The sequence below is a fragment of the Novosphingobium sp. 18050 genome (assembly GCF_902706195.1).
In the GTDB taxonomy this organism is placed as follows: domain Bacteria; phylum Pseudomonadota; class Alphaproteobacteria; order Sphingomonadales; family Sphingomonadaceae; genus Novosphingobium.
The window spans coordinates 22947-39326 of the sequence record NZ_CACSJO010000033.1 but is presented as its reverse complement, the minus strand read 5'-3'; the positions used below and the strand labels follow the sequence as shown (position 1 = coordinate 39326).

General features: G+C 64.5%; 12 protein-coding genes. 6 read left to right on the top strand and 6 right to left on the bottom strand.

The window, feature by feature from the left end; all coding sequences use genetic code 11:
- Positions 1–471: 471 nt before the first annotated feature.
- Positions 472–1380 carry an alpha/beta fold hydrolase gene (locus GVL61_RS21645; RefSeq protein WP_235037831.1) on the top strand — a complete coding sequence of 303 codons (909 nt, stop codon included), beginning with the start codon at positions 472–474 and terminating at the stop codon, positions 1378–1380.
- A gap of 81 nt (positions 1381–1461) precedes the next feature.
- Here the strand turns inward: GVL61_RS21645 and GVL61_RS21640 are convergent, their stop codons facing one another.
- Together GVL61_RS21640 and GVL61_RS21635 are read right to left on the bottom strand one after the other, a co-directional pair.
- Entirely contained in the window at positions 1462–2721 is a 1260-nt protein-coding gene (locus tag GVL61_RS21640) for a cytochrome P450 (RefSeq protein WP_159982833.1), read from the bottom strand.
- Between the two features lie 25 nt (positions 2722–2746).
- Positions 2747–3073, bottom strand: a complete 327-nt coding sequence (locus GVL61_RS21635) for a 2Fe-2S iron-sulfur cluster-binding protein (protein WP_159982824.1) — start codon at positions 3071–3073, stop codon at positions 2747–2749.
- 184 nt (positions 3074–3257) lie between these two features.
- On the opposite strand from GVL61_RS21635, the gene GVL61_RS21630 reads away from it, so the two are divergent.
- The gene (locus tag GVL61_RS21630; RefSeq protein ID WP_159982822.1) at positions 3258–3920 is read left to right on the top strand and encodes a TetR/AcrR family transcriptional regulator; all 663 of its coding nucleotides are present in this window, start codon (positions 3258–3260) and stop codon (positions 3918–3920) included.
- A 34-nt stretch (positions 3921–3954) separates the two neighbouring features.
- Here GVL61_RS21630 and GVL61_RS21625 read toward each other — a convergent pair whose 3' ends face one another.
- From GVL61_RS21625 to GVL61_RS21615, 4 genes are all read right to left on the bottom strand, one after another.
- Positions 3955–6060 carry a bifunctional diguanylate cyclase/phosphodiesterase gene (locus tag GVL61_RS21625; RefSeq protein WP_159982820.1) on the bottom strand — a complete coding sequence of 702 codons (2106 nt, stop codon included), beginning with the start codon at positions 6058–6060 and terminating at the stop codon, positions 3955–3957.
- A 124-nt stretch (positions 6061–6184) separates the two neighbouring features.
- Positions 6185–8983, bottom strand: a complete 2799-nt coding sequence (locus GVL61_RS21620; RefSeq protein ID WP_159982818.1) for an EAL domain-containing protein — start codon at positions 8981–8983, stop codon at positions 6185–6187.
- A gap of 152 nt (positions 8984–9135) precedes the next feature.
- Positions 9136–9306, bottom strand: a complete 171-nt coding sequence (locus GVL61_RS24850) for a hypothetical protein (RefSeq protein ID WP_200844904.1) — start codon at positions 9304–9306, stop codon at positions 9136–9138.
- Positions 9307–9382: 76 nt separating this feature from the next.
- On the bottom strand, positions 9383–10969 hold the full coding sequence (locus tag GVL61_RS21615) for an isocitrate lyase (protein ID WP_159982816.1): 1587 nt from the start codon (positions 10967–10969) through the stop codon (positions 9383–9385).
- Positions 10970–11119: 150 nt separating this feature from the next.
- Here GVL61_RS21615 and GVL61_RS21610 point away from each other — a divergent pair, with 150 nt between their 5' ends.
- From GVL61_RS21610 to GVL61_RS21595, 4 genes are all read left to right on the top strand, one after another.
- A complete protein-coding gene (locus GVL61_RS21610) occupies positions 11120–12517 on the top strand; it encodes a short-chain fatty acyl-CoA regulator family protein (protein ID WP_159982814.1) in 1398 nt (465 codons plus the stop codon).
- Positions 12518–12661: 144 nt separating this feature from the next.
- The gene (locus GVL61_RS21605; protein ID WP_159982812.1) at positions 12662–14230 is read left to right on the top strand and encodes a class I adenylate-forming enzyme family protein; all 1569 of its coding nucleotides are present in this window, start codon (positions 12662–12664) and stop codon (positions 14228–14230) included.
- Positions 14231–14314: 84 nt separating this feature from the next.
- Entirely contained in the window at positions 14315–15148 is an 834-nt protein-coding gene (locus GVL61_RS21600) for an IclR family transcriptional regulator (RefSeq protein WP_159982810.1), read from the top strand.
- A gap of 168 nt (positions 15149–15316) precedes the next feature.
- Positions 15317–16357 (top strand): phosphotransferase family protein, encoded by a 1041-nt coding sequence (locus tag GVL61_RS21595; protein ID WP_235037832.1) that lies wholly within the window; start codon positions 15317–15319, stop codon positions 16355–16357.
- The last annotated feature ends 23 nt before the right edge of the window (positions 16358–16380 follow it).

The following is a 16380-nucleotide window of genomic DNA, read 5'->3' as shown; positions in this document are numbered from 1 at the left end:
GGGCAGGGTCCTATCGGAGGGGTCGGAAGATCGCAATCGGCGCCCATGCTGGCGAATCGCCCTTGCATGCTTCGCGCTTGCGGAAAAATTTCGCGCAAATTGGTGCACTGCGCAAATTTACGAGGGTAAAAGTTTGCTGAATGCACGAACAGGGCTTGCGCGGTAAGTTAATTTAAGGAAGATTGCTTGTGTTGAAGGCAGTTTCAGGTTCTGCTGCAACTGCGAGAAATCGGCGCGCCGGAGTGATTACTCATCCCCGGCGCGCTCTCTCCCAACACCGGTAAGGTTACAAGAACCTTTCACCGGCCACCCTGCATCAGAAAATCGCCTTGGCCAAGCAGGAATTGCAATTCTTGCTGCGCAGCATGCAATTTTTTTCGTGACACTTTTGCGCAAGGTCCTCCGTGCCTTGCGCCACCGGGGCGATCAGTTGCGGCTCGGCGGTTGCGCCGCACCGGGCACGGTGGTCCGATGATCCGGAAGGGAGTCGAGATCATGGAGGACGAGCCGCTGACGTGGGTTACGGAGCGCGGCGGCGATCCCGCAGCGTTCCTCGCGGCGATCGAAGCCCGGGGACAGCGGGTCGAGACGCCTTGCGGCGAGGGCACGATGGTCTGGCGCATCTGGGGCGAGAGCGATGGCGAGCCGCTGGTGCTGGGCCACGGTGCACAGGGATCGTGGACGCACTGGATCGGCAATATCGAACGACTGTCGCGCCGTCGCCGGCTGATCGTCGCCGACCTACCGGGGCACGGGGATTCCGCGATGCCTGTAACGCCCGATCATAAGGGCATATCTGCGGCGCTGGCCAAGGGGCTGGAAACGATCCTGGGACGAGGCAGGGCGCCGGTCGACTTGTGCGGTTTCTCGTTCGGCGGAGTGGCGCTTGCGCATCTTGCCGCGTTTCATCCGCAACTGGCGCGCAGACTGGTGATTGTCGGCTGCGGCGGGTTGGATACGCCGATGGGGCATCCGCGTCTCGGGCGGATCGGCGGACTTGTTGGTGATGCGCGCCGGGCGGCGCTCAAGGCGAATCTGCTGGGGCTGATGCTGCACCACCCGGATAGCGCCGACGATCTGGCGATCCACATGTTGCTTCCCACCGCCAAGGCGGCACGGCTCCATGTGCCGCCGCTGGTGATCCCTGACCGACTCCTGCGGATACTGCCGCGCGTTTCGGTACGTGTCGATGCGATCTGGGGCGAATGCGATCTGCCACACCCAGACCCGGCGGCGCAGGAAGCGGCGCTGCGTTCGGTCCACCCCGAGGCGATTTTTCGCGTGGTCGAGGGAGCCGGGCATTGGGCGATGTACGAGGAGCCCGAGGTTTTCGAGGCGGCGCTGCTGGAGATATTGGCCGAACCGCCAAAGGCCGCTTGATCCGGGCAACGGCAAGTCACTGTTCCAAGTGGAAGCCACGCATGGGAGGCAGCGATATCGCGGCCTCCCATGCGCCGTAGCTTACCAGACCAGCGGCAGGTGCTCCGGGCCGATTACGCCGCCGGGGCGGTACTCGATCTCGGTGCCGGGCTTCACCGCGAATTTCGGGATGCGCTTCAGCCATTCCTGTAGCCCGATCTTCACTTCCAGCCGCGCGAGGTGCGCGCCCATGCAGCTGTGGACGCCGACGGTGAAGGCGAGGATCGTCTTGCGCGGACGATCGAAATCGACCTCCTTGGGGTTCGGGAAAACCTCAGGATCGAAATTGCAGGCTGGCAGGACGAAGGTCACGCGGTCGCCCTTTTTCATCTGCACGCCGCGCATCTCGTAGTCCTTGTCCAGCACGCGGCCCGAGAAGGTCACCGACCAGCGGCGGAGGAGTTCCTCGACGATCTTGTCGATGTCGTCCGGGCGGGCGTGGATTTCCTCCAGCTTGGCCGGATTCTGAGCGAGGTAGAGCCAGATGTTGTTCATCGTCGCGAACACGGTGTCGAGGCCGCCGATAAACAGGAAGCAGACGAAGCCGAAGATCTCCTTGTCCGACAACGGCACCCCGTCCGGGGTGGCATGGGCGATGCGGCTGACGACGCCGTCATCGGGATTGGCCTTCTTGTCCTCGATCGCGCTTTTCAGGTAGGCGGTGATCTTGCCCATCTGTTCGGCCATGATCGCGCGGTCGTTGGAGTGGAGCAGCTTCACCGCCCAGTCGACGAATTCGTCCCGCATGTCCTGGGGCAGGCCCATGATGTCGAGGAAGACCGAGACGGGCAGCGGACGGCCATAGTCCTCGGTAAATTCACAAGTCTCCCCGGCGGCGACCTTGGCCTCGATGGAATCGATCAGGTCATTGGCGCGCTGGCGAATCTGCCCTTCCAGTTTGAGCACGCCCTGGGGGCTGAACACCGGGTCGACGATGTTGCGGTACTTGCGGTGGTGGGGCGGATCGATCTCGATCGGGATGAAGTAGAAATAGTCGTCGGGATCGCGCGGGAAGGGGGTGGCGCCCTCGTTCGAGAAGATGTCCGGGTGACGCAGGCCGAACAGCGCATCTTCGTGCTTGATGAGGTGCCACATGTTGCCCATCGGGCTGACGTCGTAATAAATCGGCGGCTGCTTTTCATGCATCGCGGCCATGAAGTCGTGCGGGTTTGCCAAAAAGTCCGGGCCGAAGGTCAGGCCGGAATGGCGGATCAGTTCGGCGGGCACGTGATCGGGCACCTGATCCATGCCGACATGGCGCGGGAACACGGGGGGGACGGGGTTGGCGGCGTCGATTGGCATTGTTCTTGTATCCCTTTCCGCGCGATCAGAACTGGTGTTCTGGCATGTGGATGACCATGCCGTCGAGCGCATCGGTGACCACCAACTGGCACGACAGGCGGCTGGTGGGTTTTACTTCGGCCGCTGCCGATTCGAGCAGTTCTGCCTCGGCTTCGGAGGAAGGGCCGCCGGCCGCATCGGTCCATGCCTCGTCGACGTAACAATGGCACGTCGCGCAGGAAAGGCCGCCGCCGCATTCGCCGGTGATGCCTTCGATGCCGTTGTAAAGTGCACCGCGCATGACGTTCTCGCCAACCGCGATATCGACTTCCACTGCCGTGCCGGTGTGATCGACGTATGTGACCTTTGCCATGGTTCCGCTCGCTTCCTCTCGCGTCGTTCTCTTGTGTTGAGAACACTGTTCTCGGATTTGTACTCCGAGGCGGGGTGGCAAGTCAATCGCGGGGTACGGCGATGCGAGCGGGGAGCGCGGGTACGAGCCGTGCGATTTGCATGCAGGCTGGACCCGCGTGCGATCACGGCTTAGCGGAGAAGCGATGCCGACCACTTACCCGCCTCTCTTCGCGCTCCCCGAAAATCCTGCCGGAACTTCCGGGGAGGCGGCGGACCGCACGCTCGTGCTGGTCCGTGCCGCTTACGACCTGCTCGACGAAGCGGGGCTGGAAGGGCTGACGATCCGTGCCGTGCTGGCGCGCGCGGGTCTTGCGCGGAGGGCTTTCTATGAGCGGTTCCAGGGCAAGGACGATCTCGTTCTGGCGGTGTTCGACCGGTCGCTGCGCGCCGCCGCGCTGCAGTTCCGCGAGATTACCGCGCGCTGCGCAGGGCCGGTGGAGGCATTGCAGGCGATCGTCACAGGCATTGTCGTCGGCCAGCTTGGGCAGGACCGGATGGGCGCCAACCGGCGCGGCGCGGCGCTCAGCCGCGAGCACCTTCGCCTGGCGCAGACCCGCCCGTCGGAATTGAACTCGGCGCTCGAACCGTTGCTGGACGTGATGGCCGGGCATGTCGCGCTGGGGATGGGGCAGGGGGTGTTCCGTGCGGCGGATTCCCAGCTTCAGGCGCGGCTGATCTACAACCTCGTGTCGACCACGGTGCACACCGTCCTGCTTGCCGAAGAAGGCGGTGCGGCCGATCCTGCCGAGCGCGAGGGGCTGGCGGAGGACCTGTGGGAGTTCTGCCGCCGCGCGATCCAGGCCTGACTGCTCTCGGTTCGCCGCCCGCGAGCCTGGCGCGTCAGGCGGCCCGGCACTGCGCTGCGGCGATCGCCAGTGGCGGTTCGGCGCGGCCGAAGAGGTAGCCTTGCCCCTGCGTGCAGCCTTCCTCGCGCAGGTAATCGCGGTCGATTTCGTTCTCGATGCCCTCGGCCGTGATGGTCAATCCCAGGCTGCGCCCAAGGCCGATCACGGCGCGGATCACGGCACGCGAACTGGCCACCTGGTGCAGGTTGAGAATGAACGACTTGTCGATCTTGATCTTGGTGAAGGGGTAGTTGAGCAAGTAGCTCAGCGAGGAATAGCCGGTGCCGAAATCGTCGAGCGAGATGCCGATGCCGAAGGCGCGCAGGTTGCGGATGATTGCGGCCGGGCGCGGACCCTTTTCCATCAGCACCGCCTCCGTGATCTCAAGCTCCAGCCGTTCGGCAGCGAGGCCCGAGGTGGACAGCGCGTTGATGACCGTGCTCAGCAGATTGCCGTTGCGGAACTGGAGCGGCGAGACGTTGACCGCGACGCGGACGTGGGCGGGCCACTGCATAGCTTCCGCGCAGGCACTGCCCAGCACGAACCGGCCGATCGGATCGATCAGGCCCATCTCCTCGGCTAGCGGCACGAAGACGTCCGGCGGCACCGCGCCGCGCTCCGGGTGATTCCAGCGCAGCAGCGCCTCGTAACATTCGACCGCGCCGGTCTGAAGGTCGACGATCGGCTGGTAATGGACTTCGAGCGCTCCTTGGCGGACTGCGGCACGCAGGTCCTTTTCCAGCCGGTTCTTTTCCTGTGCGGCGGCGTCCATGCCAGCTTCGAAGCCCCGGCAGGTGCCGCGCCGCTCACCCTTGGCGGCGTAGAGCGCAAGGTCGGCATAGCGCATCAGCGTCTCGGCCTCGCAGCTGTCGTAGGGCGACGAGGCGAAGCCGATGGTCGCGCCGATGTGGATCATGTGGCCCTGTACGAAGAAGGGCTCTGACAGGGTGGTGATGATCGACTTGGCTACCAGTTCGGCCTGAGTGAGGCTGGAGCGGCGGAAGATCACGGCAAACTCGTCGCCGCCCACCCGGCAAAGCAAGGCATCGGGTGGGATCAGTTCGCGCATGCGCATCGCCGTCTCGGTCAGCACGACATCGCCGAAATGGTGGCCGTAAGTATCATTGACCGGCTTGAAATGGTCGAGGTCGACCAGCGCGAAGGTGATGGTTTCGGTGGAGATGGCGTGGTCCAGCAGGTCGCGCAGGTGTTCGTGGCAGTGGGCGCGGTTGGCAAGGCCGGTCAGTTCGTCGTGCCGTGCCATGTGGGCCATGCGCTGCTCGATGCGGCGGCGCTCGGTGACGTCGAAGATCGAGACGATGGTGCCGGTATGGTCCTCCAGCCCGGAGAGGCGGGTGGAGATTGCGGTATCGACGCAGGTGCCGTCCCTGCGCAGCATCTGCCAGCAGTCATTCGCGTCGGAATGATCGGTGGCGAGCAGTTCGGCGGCATTGGGCCACAAGGTGGGGGGAAACAGGTCGCGGGCGGGCAGGGAGTCCATTTCGCCGGGGCTATAGCCGAGCAGGGCGTAGGCGGCCTCGTTGGCGACACGGACACGGCCGGTTTCCTGATCGTAGACCAGCATCGGGAGGGGGTTGAGTTCGAACAGCAGCCGGAACGTCTCTTCCTTCTGCTTGAGGTCGGTGATGTCGACGCGGATGCCGATCGTGCCGCCGCCCTCGATGCGGCGCTCCTCGATCATGATGCAGCGCCCGTTCGACAGGCGCTGTTCGTGCCGCCTTCCGGGCTGGTGCAGTTGGGCGATGCGGCTGGCGAGCCATTGCTCTTCCTGCCCCATTGCCTCTGGATAGTCGCCGCGCTCGATGCCGATGCGCAGGGCATCGACCAGCCTTACGCCGGGCTTCAGCAGGTCGGCGGACTTCTCGTAGATTTCGGCGTAGCGCTCGTTCCACAGGATGTAACGGTCTTCCTCGTCGAGGAAGACAATGCCCTGGGGTATCGCATCAACGGCTTCGCGAAGGCGCTTTTCGGCGAGCGAGGCAGCCTGCAGCGCTGTGTCGAGCGAAGGCACGGCCACATGATCGCCAATTGCGCCGGACTTCACCGCGTCCGCCTGTTCGTCGTTAAGCCCCAAATACACGCAGATCCCCACCTGGTTTGGCCCAAGCTAGGACCAAGGAAGTTAATTTTCCCTGCATTGGTAAACGGCGAAGTGAGGAAAGATGAACTTATCTTTCAGCACCATGGCTACTTGACCTACGCTGTCATGGCGCTGTTTTTCGCTCGGCGAGACTTGGCGCGGGCGAGGGGTGGCCGAAATAATAGCCCTGACCTTCGTCGCAGCCTTCTGCTTCCAGCACTCTGAGCTGGCCCTCGGTCTCGATCCCTTCGGCCAGTACGGGGATATCAAGGCTGCGTCCGAGTGCCAGAACCGCGCGGATAATGGCGCGGGCCTGGGCGCTGCCTTCCGATTTTAGCAGGAAGGATTTGTCGATCTTGATCTTGTCGAACGGGAAGGACTGCAATGTGTCGAGCGAGGAATAGCCGGTGCCGAAGTCGTCGATGGCCACGCTGACCCCCATCGCCTTGATGAGGCGCAGGCAGTGCAGTGCGCGCAGCTTATCGTGGATGATGGCGGTTTCGGTGATCTCCAGTTCGAGCCGGCGGGCGGGCAGGCCGGTTTCCACAAGGACAGCGCGCACCATCTCGACAAGGTTGGGCTGGAGGAACTGCACGGCCGAAAGGTTGACCGCGACCTTTTCCGCGCCCGGCCATGTCCGGGCCTCCTGGCAGGCCTGGCGCAGCACCCATTCCCCCAGCGCGATGATCTCTCCGGTTTCCTCGGCAATGGGGATGAATTCATCGGGCGATACCAGCCCCCGGCGCGGGTGCATCCAGCGCAGCAGCGCCTCGTAGCCCGATACCGCCCCGGTGCGCAGTGAGTGCTGCGGCTGGTAGAGCACGCTCAACTCGCCCCTCGCGCCGGCCTGCCGCAAGTCGTTGGCCAGCTGGCGGCGTTCGCGTGCGTTCTCGTCCATCCCGGCTTCGAAGAAGCAGACGCTTTCGCCCAGCGCCGCCTTGGCGCGGTACATCGCGAGGTCGGCGTTGTTGAGCAGGGTTTCGCGGGTGTCGCCGTGGTGCGGATGGGTGGCGACACCCAGGCTGGCGCCGACGTTGAGCGGCTGACCTTCGTCGACAACCGGCGCGGCGATACAGGCCTGGATGCGGGCGATGAAGTCGTTGAGCTGCGCGCGGCGGGTGAAGCGGATGGCGGCCGCGAATTCGTCACCGCCGAGCCGCGCCAGTGCCTCGCCCTCGCGGCGGGTGGCGATGAAGCGCCCGGCAAGCACCTGCAGCAGGTGGTCGCCCGAAGCATGGCCGAAGGTGTCGTTGATCTCCTTGAAACGGTCGAGGTCGATGGCGAGCACGGCGACTTGCTCGTCCCCCAGTGCGGCATGTGCGATCATCGCGTCCACGTCCCGGTAGAATTGGGCGCGGTTGGGCAGGCCGGTCAGGGCGTCATGCATTGCCATGTGAGCGATCCGGGCTTCGGAGCGGCGCTGCTGGGTGATGTCCTCGAACGTCGCGATCCAGCCGCCATCAGGCAGCGGACGTTCGCTGATCGCCAGCACAAGGTCCTCGCGGAAATCGAAATGCCAGGAGGGGCGGTCGCCAAAGGTGCTGGCGCGGAGGACGGACTGGCGAATCATGTCGAGCGTCTCGACGGGGTGGTACTGCGCCGCGAAGTAACCGGCGTAGACCAGTTCGGTCAGAGTAGTGCCGGGCTGGCAGCGCTCCTCCGGGATTTCCCAAATGCGGTAATACGCGCGGTTGGCGAAAATCAGTCGTTCGTCCGCATCGAACATGCACAGGCCCTGGCTCATGTGTTCCAGTGCCGTGTCGAGCTGGTGCGACTTTTCTGCCAAGGCGTCCTGCGCCGCCTTGATCTCGGTGATGTCGCGGGTGATCAGCGAATAGCCGATGGCTTCGCCGTCGTCGTCGCAGAGCTTTTCGATCGTGCCGTGGGCCCAGAAGTGCGACCCGTCGCGGCGCGGGCAGATCCACTGCCCCTTGGCGATCCCCAGCGCATCGGCCTCGGCGATCGCGCGTGCGGGGCGGGCGGCCGCGCGGTCCTCGGCGGTGAAGAAGCGGGAAAAGGGCAGGCCCAGCGCCTCGGCATCGTCATAGCCGATCAGCGAGCGGCCGCCAGCGTTCCACTGAGCGACGTGGGCGCTGCGGCCCAACATGCAGATCGCATAGTCGGACGTGCCCCTGACCAGCTGTGCGAACTGCCGTTCTCCCAGCAGCCTTGCGGCGTGGTAACGTTGGCGTCGCTGATGGGCGAAAGTACTGATCGCCACAACCGCCAGCGAGCCGACGCACAGCCACGCGCCCAGTTCTTCCTGCGGAACCGTGAGCCCCCGGTCCGAAAGGTGGGAGGGAATGAACGTCAGCGCGGCGGTGCCACAGAAATGCAGAATCTGCACAGAGGCGGTGACCAGCCCGGTCGCGGCGAAGATATGGATGATCCCCTGGGCACGCAGGGCGACAAGGAGGCCGGGGTAGAGCAGGGCTGCAGGTAGCACGACCGAAGCGACCACCAGATGCCAGTCCCACGACAGCATTGCGGGCACTTCCAACGCCGCCATTCCGGTATAGTGCATTGCCGCCAGCCCGGCGCTCAGCATCAGGGCAGCCGGGATGAGACCCGATTTCGAACGGGACTGCGCCGCAAAATGGAGTGCTGCCTGCGCGCCCGCAATGCCGACGATCAGCGAAGCGGCGGTCAGCCATGGTGAATAGGCATGGCGGTAGGTGCTGTCGAAGCCCAGTGTCGTGATGAAGTGCGCTGCCCAGCAGCCGAAGCCAAGCATGAGGCCGGCCAGGAGGCAGCTGCCGCGCCGTTCACGCCCGCGTGTTTTTCGGGCGTGCCGGAGCAGCGATATGGCCTTGCCGACGGCCAAGGCGCAGGCAAGTATCGCCAGCACGACCATTTCCGGCCGATGCTGGTCCCTCGCGCAAAGGATGATCTGAAAGAAGTGTGCGGCGCCTGTTTCGCTCATGACGAAATTGTAACGCGCCAACATTTAATGCGGTTTAAATCGTTTGCACCGGATCGGCGCACAAGCTGATCCAAATTGGTTGTAATCAAACGAAATGGCCCGCCGCACGTGGTGCGACGGGCCAAGCTTTCCTCCCCAGGAAAACCCTTGCTTCAGCGGCGAATGGCGCTGCCGAGGCGGTGATAGAGATTGGAATAGGTGGACGAGATCGGATCGTCTTCGTGCGCCTTGAGATAGAACAGGACGGCTTCCTGAAGGAGCTTGAAGTCCTGGTTCGAGAGCACCGCGCGGGCGCGGGCCGGTTCGGTCGTCATGGTGGTCATGGTCATTCCTTTCCTTGCTTTGCGGGGAGCTTCCCCAGTCACCCGGAGACTGTCAGCGGGCGTTCGTCTCAAACGTTTACGCGGCGAACTGGTTCATCGTGTTGTGCGCGCCGCCCGCCTTCAGGGCAGCTTCACCGGCGAAGTATTCCTTGTGGTCGTCGCCCATGTCGGAGCCGGCCATGTTCTGGTGCTTCACGCAGGCGATGCCCTGGCGGATCTCCTGACGCTGCACGCCCTTGACGTAACCCAGCATTCCGGCGTCCCCGAAATACTCCTTGGCGAGATTGTCGGTCGACAGCGCCGCAGTGTGGTAGGTCGGCAGGGTGATGAGGTGGTGGAAGATGCCCGCCTCGCGCGCCGAGTCCCTCTGGAAGGTCCGGATGCGCTCGTCGGCTTCGTCCGCCAGCTCGGTGCCGTCATAGTCGATGCTCATCAGGCGCGCCCGCTCGAAGGCGGAGACGTCCTTGCCGGCCGCTTCCCAGGCGTCATAGACCTGCTGGCGGAAGTTGAGCGTCCAGTTGAAGCTGGGTGAGTTGTTGTAGACCAGCTTGGCATTCGGGATCACCTCGCGAATACGGCTGACCATGCCGCCGATCTGGCCGATGTGCGGCTTCTCAGTTTCGATCCACAGCAGGTCCGCGCCGTTTTCAAGGGCGTGGATGCAGTCGAGCACGCAGCGATCCTCGCCGGTTCCGGCGCGGAACTGGAACAGGTTGCTGGCCAGGCGCTTGGGCTTCAGCAGCTTGCCGTCGCGGCTGATCAGAACGTCGCCGTGGCCGATCGCGGACACTTCCTCGCAGTCGAGGTACGAGTTGTACCGGTCGCCGATGTCGCCGGCTTCGCTGGTGACGGCGATCTGCTTGGTCAGGCCGGCGCCGAGCGAGTCGGTGCGGGCAACGATCAGGCCCTCGTCCACGCCCAGTTCCATGAAGGCGTAGCGCACCGCGCGGATCTTCGCGATGAAGTCCTCGTGCGGAACGGTAACCTTGCCGTCCTGGTGACCGCACTGCTTTTCGTCCGAAACCTGATTCTCGATCTGGATGCAGCAGGCGCCCGCTTCAATGAACTTCTTGGCGAGGAGGTAGGTCGCCTCGGCATTGCCGAAACCGGCGTCGATATCGGCCACGATGGGAACGACATGGGTTTCATACGTGTCGAGCGCATGTTCGAGGCGCTTGGCTTCCATCTCGTCGCCGCCCTCGCGGGCCTTGTCGAGATCGCGGAACATCATGCCCATCTCGCGTGCATCGGCCTGGCGCAGGAAGGTGTAGAGTTCCTCGATCAGGGCGGGGACCGAAGTCTTCTCGTGCATCGACTGGTCGGGCAGGGGGCCGAAATCGCTGCGTAGTGCGGCGACCATCCAGCCGGAAAGGTACAGGTAACGGCCCTTGGTGGTGCCGAAGTGCTTCTTGATGGAGATCATCTTCTGCTGGCCGATGAACCCGTGCCAGCAGCCCAGCGACTGGGTGTAGTTGGCGGGGTCCAGGTCATAGGCGGCCATGTCCTCGCGCATGATGCGCGCGGTGTAGCGGGCGATGTCGAGGCCGGTCTGGAACCGGTTCTGCATCCGCATGCGGGCAACCGATTCCGGCTCGATCCCGTTCCAGTGGGCTTCGGTGCCGATGGCCTTTCCGGCTTCGATGATCTTGCTCTGGTAGGTCACGATGGAATTTCCTCTTGCGGAAGAATGTTGCGTTCGATGACCCTCAGGTAGTCGCAAGTTTCGCGGGCCGGAATGCCTCGCGAGGTGCTGTTGTCAAACTTTACAGATTTTCCTTGTAAAGTTGTGCTGTCCTGACAAGGTGCGGTGGAAATGGCAGAAAACCGTCCTTTATACCTTGGGCCAAGGCTGCGTCGCCTGCGCCGCGAACTCGGCCTGACGCAGCAGGCGATGGCCGACGATCTCGAGATTTCGCCCAGCTATGTCGCCCTGATCGAGCGCAACCAGCGGCCCGTCACGGCGGACATGCTGCTGCGTCTGGCGCGCACCTATCGGCTCGATATCGCCGACATCGCCGGGGACGATGGAGAGGACTACGCCCGCCGCCTGACAGATGTGCTGCGCGATCCGATCTTCGCCGATATCGACCTGCCCCCGCTGGAAGTGGCAGACCTTGCCACCAGTTTCCCCGGCGTGTCCGAGGCGCTGCTGCGGCTGCATCAGGCCTATACGCGCGAGGCTCAGGCCCTGGCCGAACAGCGCGCTGCCGGGCCGGGTGCGGACGAGAACGAACCGGTGCGCGAGGCGCAGCGGTTCCTGGCGCAGGCGCGTAATTACTTCCACGCCCTCGACAGCCGGGCCGAGGAACTGGCGGCAGAGATCGACAAATCCGGTGGCGCCACCGCGTGGCTGGCAGAGAAGGGTGTACGCGTGCGCTTCCTGCCGCCCGACGTGCTGATGGAATCGCTGCGCCGTTTCGACCGGCATAACCAGCAACTGCTGATCGCCGATACGCTCGATAGTGCCAGCCGCGCGTTCCAGATTGCCACGCACATCGCCCACACCGCGCTTCGTGCCGAGATCAAACAGTCGATTCGCGCCGAGAGTTTTTCCAGCCGCACCACTGCGACGCTGCTGCTGCGCGCGCTGGCGGGCTATGCCGCCGCCGCGATCGTCATGCCTTATGGCCGCTTCGCCCGCGCTGTGGAGCAGCGCGGTTACGATATTGACGCGCTGTGCTCCCTTTTCGGCGCCAGTTTCGAGCAGGTCGCCCACCGCCTCACCACGCTCCAGCGCCCCGGTGAGGAGCGCGTCGGCTTCTTCTTCATTCGGGTGGACGAGGCGGGCAACGTGTCCAAACGCCTCGATGGCGCGGGCTTTCCGTTCGCCGCGCATGGGGGAGGGTGCCCCTTGTGGAGCGTCCACCAGGTCTTCCGCCGTCCCGGGGAAATCGCGACTCAGTGGCTGGAACTGCCGGGCGGAGAGCGTTTTTTCTCGATCGCCCGGACTGTCACCGGCGGGGCTACAGGGTACGGCGCGACCCGCGTGGTGCGCGCCGTCGCGCTGGCCTGCGCCGCTGAACATGCCGGCCGGCTGGTCTATGCCGCCAAGGTCGATCCGGCGAGCGCGCCGACCACGCCTATCGGTGTTACCTGCCGCCTGTGCCAGCGCGCCGAATGCACCGCTCGCTCGGTCCCTCCCATTGGCCGCGACGTGTTGGCCGACGACTACCGCAGGGCTGCGCAGCCCTATACGTTCGCGGAAAGCTAGGTTCGAATATTTGGCCGCGATCCGCCGTGGCGGTATTCAACCTGGGGATCGGCTAACATGGCCGAGGTCTGTTGCGCACATCCCGAACTTTCCTCAATAGCGACATTACATTTGAAATAGCGAATTATGTCTGGAGAGGCAGAAGTGAGCAGCGATACAGCGCCAGCCGTAATTGCGCACCCCCCGGCTCCCGGCGAGGCCTGCACGTTCGCCCAGCTCATTCGCGCCGCATCGGCCGCTTACGCAGACGCCGTCGCCGTGGTGCTGGAAGACGGCGAGGAAATCGTCTCTTCGCTCACTTACCGCGAACTCGATGAACGCTCGGCGCTCATCGCGCGTGGTCTTCTGGCGCGGGGGACCGGCAAGGGCACGCGGGTCGGGTTCATCCATGGCAACGGGCCGGACTTTGCTGTGATGCTCGCCGCGATCAGCCGGATAGGCGCGATTGCAGTACCGATCAGCACGATGATCCGTGCGAACGAACTGGTGCGGGTGCTGCGCCAGTCCGACGTCCAGGGCCTCGCCGTGCAGCGCACGATGCTGGGCAAGGATTACGCCGAGCGCATTCTCGACGCGCTGCCCGAACTGGCGGGGCAGGAAAGCGGTTCGCTGCGCCTGGCGCGGGCGCCGTACCTGCGCTGGATCGTGTCCGACGGGGAGGGCCTGCCGCCGTGCATCGCCTCGCCCGCGTTCCTCACCGATGCCGCCGCCAGCGTGACGGATGAGCTGCTGCGCGAGGTCGAGAGCGAAGTGCACCCCACCGACCAGATGGTGGAAATCTACACGTCCGGCTCCATGGCGCTGCCCAAGGGCGTGCGCCATGGCCATGGCCCGGTCTGTTTTCGCAGCCACACGATGCGCGAGATGATGGGCCATGTTCCCGGCAAGCGCGTGCCGTGCCTCTTGCCGATGTTCTGGGTGGGCGGACTGATGATGTACCTCGTCCCAGGGCTTGAGGCCGGCGCGGTTGTCGTCTGTACCGAGCGGACCTTGTCGAACAGCCGCTTTGCCATGGGCAGCGTGCTGGCGGAAGAAGACCTCGCCCTGATCCGTGGCCCCAGGCCGTGGTGGGGGCTGGGGATGAGCGAGACGCTCGGTCCCTATTCCTGGGGCGACGATTTTCGCGCGCCGGGATACCCGGTCTGCGCGCCGATGGACCACTTTGCGCCCGGTTATGAAATCCGTATCGCCGATGCCGGGAACCGCCCTGCCGCACCAGGGGAAGCGGGCGAGATGCAGGTGCGCGGATACCCCGTCGCCAGCGGCCTTCACAAGATCGAGCGGGCCGAACACTATACCCCTGATGGCTACTACCGCACCGGCGACATGTGCACGGTGGAGGAGCGCGCTGAAGGCCGCCGCGTCCACTTCGCCGGGCGCGGGGGGGATATGATAAAGGTCGCCAGTTCCAACGTTTCTCCGGCAGAAGTGGAGATGGAACTGCAGTCGCTGCCGGGTGTCCACAGCGCCTATGTCGTGGGCATTCCCGACAAGGAGCGCGGCGCACTGCTGGTTGCCGCCGTGGTGCCGCGAGAGGATGCCGTGCTGGATTTCGCGGCTATCGAAGCCGAACTGCGCCGCCGCCTGTCGAGCTACAAGGTGCCGCGGGCCTATGCCGAACTGACGCGCGAGGAGGTGCCGCTGCTCCACTCCAACAAGGTCGCCCGGCGCGAGGTGGCACGGATGATGGAGGAGCGGTTGGGACGCACCTGAGGTCGCTGCGATTTGCGGGCGTGTCTATTGACGAACCGGGGGAATTGTCCGTAGGCCCGGCTATTCGAAATAGCGAAAGTGCCCATGTCGCGTTCCTCTCCCGGTGTCGCCCGCGTGGCGGCCATCCTCAACTTCATCGCCGACCACCCCGGACAGGCTTTCGCGCTTACCGACCTTGTCCGCGCGCTGAAATTGAGCCGGGCGACTTGCCATGCGCTGCTGACCGGGCTTGTCGAGGTAGGCTATCTCTACCGGACCACCGACAAGACTTACGTGCTCGGCCCGGCGCTTGCCGCGATCGGGCGCACGGCGGCGGACCACTTCTCGCCTTTGCAGGTGGCGCAGCCGGAAATGCGCAGCCTTGCCGATGAATTCGATGTGGTGTGCGGTGCCTATTTCCTCGAAGGTGACGTGATCCATCTGCGCGAGCGCGCGGCCTCGCTCAGCCACATCGGGTATCCGGTGCCGCTGGGCACACGCATGCCGCTGCGCTGGATACAGGCGATTACCTTCTTCGCCCGCTCTCCCCGCGATGCCGACGCATGGGCCGGGCGCGCGGACGCGCCGCTGGGCCCCGACCAGATCGTGCAGTATCGTGCCGGGCTGGAATTTGTGCGCACCGAGGGCTTTGCCGCGCTGATCCGCCGTCCAGGCGTTGCCGAAAGCGTCGGCATGCCGGTCGGCACCGAAGATCCCCCGGTGGTCCCGCTCGTCGAGATCGACGGCGCAAGCACATATCCGCTGACTGCGGTGATGGCGCCGATCTATGATAGCCGGGGCCGGGTCATGATGGCGCTGGTCATAGCCGGCTTCCACGGCGCGATGACCGGCGAGGCTGTTACAGCTGCGGGCCGCCGTCTTGCCCAGAGCTGCGAGCGTATCTCTGGCTTCATCTCCGGTCGCGCGGAAACCGCCTGAACCACTGCTTCTCCCGCTGAAAATGCCGCCAGGGCGAGGTGCACCTCGCTTGACCACGCCTTGTTGCAGCTTTATCAAATAAGCGAAAATAAATTCGCTATTCCGAACCTCGGTAAAAAGTCGACAGGGCGGCGTTAGCGAACGAACGGGAGAGTGGCCTTGTCCGATGTGATCGTTGCCCCGGAAACGCGGGATCTTGAGGAACTGGCAGGACGGCTGGCACACTGGCTCTCGGGCAGGCTCCCCAGTGCCAGCGGCATTGCGATAACCAATCTGGCCTATCCGCGCGGTGCCGGGCAGAGCCATGAGACGATCCTGTTCGACGCGCAGTGGAGCGAAGGCGGGCGAGACCATGCACAGGGCTGCGTCCTGCGTATCAAGCCCCGTAGCTTCACCGTCTTCCCGGACACCCTGTTCGACGAGCAATACCGGGTGATGAAGATGCTGGCCGAGCAAGGCGAAGTGCGCGTGGCCCGGCCGCTATGGTTCGAGGAAGACCCGCTGCTGCTGGGCAATGCTTTCTTCGTCATGGAGAAAAAGCAGGGCCGCGTCCCCGTCTCGATCCCGCCCTATGCGCGTGAAGGCTGGCTGCGGGATGCCTCGCCCGTGCAGAGGCGGACCCTGTGGCAGGGGGCGGTGGAGCAGCTTGCCCTGATCCAGCGCGTCCCGGTGGAAAATGTGGACTTCCTCAAGGGCCCGCTCGGCGCGGAGCAGGGGCTGGCGCAGGAATGGGACAAGTACCAGCGTTTCACCGGCTGGCTGGAGGAAACGGCGCCGCAGCCGGTACTGCGCGATGCGCTGGCGCGGCTGAAATCGAAATGGCCGGTGGATGATCCGGCGGGGCTTGTCTGGGGCGATGCGCGGATCGGCAACATGATGTTCGACGAGGACTTCCGCGTCGTCGCGGTGATGGATTGGGAGCAGCCTTCGTTGGGCGGTGCGCTCCATGATCTTGCGTGGTTCTGCACGCTTGCCGAGACGATGCACGGGCGCAGTTCAACCCACGGCGCTTACCTCGAGGGTATGGGAACGCGGGACGAAACGGTGGCCTTGTGGGAGCAGGTCAGCGGCAAGTCGGCGCAGGGCCTTGGCTGGTACGAGGAATTCACCCACTTCAAGATGACGTGCACCGGGGTGCGCCTTGGCCATTTACGCGGCCAGCCGATGATGGACGAAGCGGCGATGCGTCGGCGGCTGAAGGTGGCTTGATCGCTACCCTCGCCGCAGAGGCC

Coding starts and splice junctions, on each gene's coding strand:
- GVL61_RS21630 (WP_159982822.1), top strand. CDS start 3,258: ATGCCGACCACTTACCCGCCTCTCTTCGCGCTCCCCGAAAATCCTGCC.
- GVL61_RS24850 (WP_200844904.1), bottom strand. CDS start 9,306: ATGACCACCATGACGACCGAACCGGCCCGCGCCCGCGCGGTGCTCTCG.
- GVL61_RS21635 (WP_159982824.1), bottom strand. CDS start 3,073: ATGGCAAAGGTCACATACGTCGATCACACCGGCACGGCAGTGGAAGTC.
- GVL61_RS21620 (WP_159982818.1), bottom strand. CDS start 8,983: ATGAGCGAAACAGGCGCCGCACACTTCTTTCAGATCATCCTTTGCGCG.
- GVL61_RS21610 (WP_159982814.1), top strand. CDS start 11,120: ATGGCAGAAAACCGTCCTTTATACCTTGGGCCAAGGCTGCGTCGCCTG.
- GVL61_RS21600 (WP_159982810.1), top strand. CDS start 14,315: ATGTCGCGTTCCTCTCCCGGTGTCGCCCGCGTGGCGGCCATCCTCAAC.
- GVL61_RS21640 (WP_159982833.1), bottom strand. CDS start 2,721: ATGCCAATCGACGCCGCCAACCCCGTCCCCCCCGTGTTCCCGCGCCAT.
- GVL61_RS21645 (WP_235037831.1), top strand. CDS start 472: ATGATCCGGAAGGGAGTCGAGATCATGGAGGACGAGCCGCTGACGTGG.